Annotated in this window: 4 protein-coding genes; 1 reads left to right on the forward strand and 3 read right to left on the reverse strand. The window is 66.1% G+C overall.

All coding sequences use genetic code 11. The annotated features are described in order from the left end of the window. Positions 1 to 141: 141 nt before the first annotated feature. The 3 genes from GWP04_12245 to GWP04_12255 all read right to left on the reverse strand — a co-directional run bounded on the left by GWP04_12245 (position 142) and on the right by GWP04_12255 (position 2605). A complete protein-coding gene (locus GWP04_12245; GenBank protein NIA26315.1) occupies positions 142 to 345 on the reverse strand; it encodes a hypothetical protein in 204 nt (67 codons plus the stop codon). 8 nt (positions 346 to 353) lie between these two features. After that, complete coding sequence (locus tag GWP04_12250) at positions 354 to 809, reverse strand: hypothetical protein (protein NIA26316.1); 456 nt, start codon at positions 807 to 809, stop codon at positions 354 to 356. Positions 810 to 961: 152 nt separating this feature from the next. Next, the gene (locus GWP04_12255) at positions 962 to 2605 is read right to left on the reverse strand and encodes a methylmalonyl-CoA mutase (GenBank protein NIA26317.1); all 1644 of its coding nucleotides are present in this window, start codon (positions 2603 to 2605) and stop codon (positions 962 to 964) included. Positions 2606 to 3057: 452 nt separating this feature from the next. On the opposite strand from GWP04_12255, the gene GWP04_12260 reads away from it, so the two are divergent. Next, positions 3058 to 3981: an LLM class flavin-dependent oxidoreductase gene (locus GWP04_12260; GenBank protein ID NIA26318.1), complete on the forward strand. Its 924-nt coding sequence runs from the start codon at positions 3058 to 3060 to the stop codon at positions 3979 to 3981. Positions 3982 to 4035 lie beyond the last annotated feature (54 nt).

The raw sequence follows: 4035 nt of genomic DNA on the forward strand, positions 1-4035 counted from the left end.
AAACGGCCCTCGCTGGGGGAGGAAACGGCCCTCGCTGGGGGAGGAAACGGCCCTCGCTGGGGGAGGAAACGGCCCTCGCTGGGGGAGGAAACGGCCCTCGCTGGGGGAGGAAACGGGCCACCTGGAGGAGGAAACGGGCGGTCAGGCCGGGCGGAACCCCCGGTTGCGAGCCTCGGGCGGCTCGTCGGGTCCGAACGACGACAGCAGCTTGCGGTCCAGGAGATCCTCGGCCTCCACGCGCTGCTCCAGCGCCGCGAACTGCGCGTCGTCGTCGCAGTCGTAGAACAGCATCGTGTCCCGGGTCCCGACGTACCTGTTGTCTGCGAAGCGTTGCAGCCTGCACATGATCACTCCTATCCGAACGGACCTTCCGCGGTCGTCTCCTCGCCCCGGTCCCACTCGGCCCAGTCGAACCACTCGGCCAGTTCGCTTTCGTCGGGCGGCTCCGCGGTGAGGTCTGCGTCGTCGACGTCGATGTAGGTCACATGCTCGATGCCGTCGTCCTCGATCGTCAGTTCGAGGAATCCGACGGAACGAAACTTGCCGTTCTCGTCCGGAAGCCACAAGGCGATCACACAGTCGTCCTCGCAGTCCCCCCGGGACGCGACCAGACGCGGATAGCGAATCCACAAGTCGCTCAACCCTTGCAGGGCCGCCTCGACTCCCACACCGTCGAAGACGTCGGAGGTGACCTCCTCACCCAGCAGTTCGCCGACGCCGTCGAGGTCCCGCGCGTTGAACGCGTCGACCAGCGCGTCGCGAAAGTTCTCGGCTTGCGGTTCAGATTCGGGATCAAGGACGTGCGCCATGTGAACCTCCACTCGTGAACCACCGCACCGGTTCGCCGACCACAAGCACCAGCGCCGGCGGCGGCGCCGGCGAAAGCCTCCATGACGGCACGGTCGACGGGGCGATGGCGAACCACCCAGCCATCACCACATGGACGGCTACCCGTCGCAGATCAGATGCGAACCGACTCACGGTATGACCCGAACACTTTCTTCATCGCCTCGACGATCTCGCCCTCGGTCGCCCGAACACGAGCAGCGTCGATCATCAACTCCATCAAGTTGGCGTCGCCTCTCGCGCCTTCCTCGAGCGCCTTCAACGCCGCCTCGACGGCTTGGGAATCCCGCCTGGACCGCAGCGCCCGGACGGCCTCGCACTGGTTCTTCTCGACCTCTTCGGGGATGACGAGCGTCTCGAGCGGGGTGTCGGTGTTGTCGACGTACTTGTTGACTCCGACGATCGACCGCTCGCCGGTCCCGACGGCCTTCTCGAACTCATAGGCCGAGTCGGCGAGCGCACCCTGGAAGAAGTTCTCCTCGATGCCGCGCAGCGTCCCGTCGAGAATCGACCCGTCTCCCAGCGCGAGGACCTTCTGGAGGATCTCTTCGGCTCTCGCCTCGACCTTGTCCGTCATCTCCTCTACGAACCACGAACCGCCCAGCGGGTCGATCGTGTTCGCCACCCCGGTCTCCTCGGCGATGACCTGCTGGGTGCGCAGTGCGATCTCCGCAGCCCGTTCGGTCGGCAACGCATACACCTCGTCGAGAGCGTTGGTGTGCAAACTCTGGGTGCCGCCGAGGACCGCGGCGAGCGCTTCGATCGCCGTTCGGACCACGTTGTTGTCCGGTTGCTGGGCGGTCAACGACACGCCGGCGGTCTGCGTGTGGAAACGCAACTTGAGGGAGCGTTCGTCGGTCACCCCGTATTTTTCGCGCATCCAGCGTGCCCAGATGCGGCGTGCCGCCCTGAACTTGGCGATCTCTTCGAAGAAGTCGAGGTGGGCGTCGAAGAAGAACGACAGGCGCGGAGCGAAGTCGGGGATCTTCATACCCCGGCGCAGGCACGCCTCCACGTAGGCGAACCCGTCACCCAGCGTGAACGCGAGTTCCTGGGCTGCGGTGGCTCCTGCCTCGCGGATGTGATAGCCGGACACGGAGATCGTGTTCCACTGGGGCACTTCCCTGGTGCAGAACTCGATCATGTCGACGATGATCCGCATGTGCGGAGCCGGGGGGTAGATCCACTCCTTCTGGGCGATGTACTCCTTCAAGATGTCGTTCTGCAGGGTGCCGCGCACATCGCTCCAGTCGACGCCCTGCTCTTCGGCGGCCACGAGGAAGAGCGCAAAGAGCACCTCGGCGGGACCGTTGATCGTCATCGACACGGAGACCTCACCGAGAGGGATCCCTTCGAACAGGGTCAACATGTCGTCGGCCGAGTCGACCGCGACGCCGCAGTTGCCGACCTCGCCGATCGACCTGGGATCGTCCGAGTCGATCCCCATGAGCGTCGGCATGTCGAACGCGACCGAAAGGCCGTGCTGCCCTTTGGCCAGCAGCGACCGGAACCGCTCGTTGGTCTCCTTGACGCCTGCGAACCCAGCGAACTGGCGGGTCGTCCACAGCCGCCCCCGGTAGCCGGTCGGATGGATGCCACGCGTGTACGGGTACTGGCCCGGATAGCCGATGCGGGGATCGGGGTCGCCGTCGGCGGGGAGGCCGAGTGGTGGGACTTCTTCGAAGGAGAGGGTCTCAAAGCGCTCGCGACGCTTGCGCCCTGCGGCGTACTCCTTCTCCCACTGCTCCCGTGCGCTCACGTATCACCTCCGGTCGAGACCTGAGCACCGCAGTTCGGGCAGATCGCCACTTCGATGTCTCCCACGATGAACGAGATGCCGCAGTCCGGGCACGTGCGTCGCGGAGAGGACGGTCCGGACGCCGGCGCCGGTCTCTGCCGGAGCACATCGGCGCCCGAGGTCTCCCGCACTTCGTTGACCGCCCCGCACGTGGGACACGGGTACCGTCCCGACCCCTGTACCGCAAACTGTGTCTGGCAGCGTCCGCATCGAACCTGTGTCATCGCTCGCTCCTCATGATCTCATGCTACCGAGTCTTCAGAATGGGGCACGACGCAGGCAACGTTGACGCACGGTCGTCGAGATGGGCGCCGTTCATTGCTCGGTGGTCTCCTGGCCGCCGAGAGCATCACAGCAAGGTCGCGGGCGACGGCACTACGATCGGCGGTGTCCAGCTCCGGGAGGACTGTCTGGTGGATTTCGCACTCATGACCGAACCGCAGCTCGGCGGCACGTACGACCAGATTCTCGCCGCCGCCCTTTGGGCCGAACAGGCGGGCATGGTCTCGTTTGCCCGTTCCGACCACTACTACTCGCATCGGGAGCCCCGCCCCGACGCCACCGACGCGTTCGCGACCCTCGCCGGCCTGGCACGTGACACCCGGCGCATCCGCCTCGCGGTTCTCGTGTCTCCGATCACATTTCGTCACCCGGCCGTGATCGCCAAGAACGCAGCGACGATCGACCAGATGTCCGCAGGCCGTTTCGATCTTGGGATCGGCACCGGATGGATGGAGCTCGAACACGACGCGTTCGGGTTCCCGTTTCCTCCTTGGGCCGAACGGTTCGAACGTCTCGAAGAGGCACTCGTCTACTTGGAGGCCGCCTTCGGACCCGGCACAGGGACGTTGTCGGGCCGCTACTACGAACTCGATGCCGAGGTCCTGCCCAAGCCGGCCGGTCTGCACATCATCGTCGGAGGGTCGGGTGCGCACCGGACCCCGGCTCTCGCTGGGGCCCACGCCGACGAGTACGACCACTTCATCGCATCTCCCGACGAGATCGCCCCGAAGATCGCCCGGGTACGCGAAGCGGCGACGGCGGCGGGCAGAGACCCCGAGGCCATCACCGTAAGCGTCATGGGTCCGGTGCTCACCGGCAGGGACGAGGCGAGCTATCGCCGCCGCCTCGAGAAAGCCGCCGCGGCCCGGGATCGGGACCCCGATGATCTGGAAAAGACTTGGTCGGACCACGGCATCCCCGTCGGTCCACCGGTCCGGGTGAGGGAGACGCTCGCCGCTCTCTCCGAGATCCGTGTCTCCAAGTTCTACGTCCAGCACCTCGACCTCGCCGACCTGAGCGGCCTCGACGAGACACTGGAAGCGCTCGCCGGCTAGAGCCTCGGCCCTCCCCCAGGAGACCCCCCCTCCCGGCTTCGCCGTACTCCCCCT

The organism is Gammaproteobacteria bacterium, from assembly GCA_011682695.1.
Taxonomy (GTDB): Bacteria; Actinomycetota; Acidimicrobiia; order Spongiisociales; family UBA4744; genus BMS3Bbin01.

Coding starts and splice junctions, on each gene's coding strand:
- GWP04_12245 (NIA26315.1), bottom strand. CDS start 345: ATGTGCAGGCTGCAACGCTTCGCAGACAACAGGTACGTCGGGACCCGG.
- GWP04_12250 (NIA26316.1), bottom strand. CDS start 809: ATGGCGCACGTCCTTGATCCCGAATCTGAACCGCAAGCCGAGAACTTT.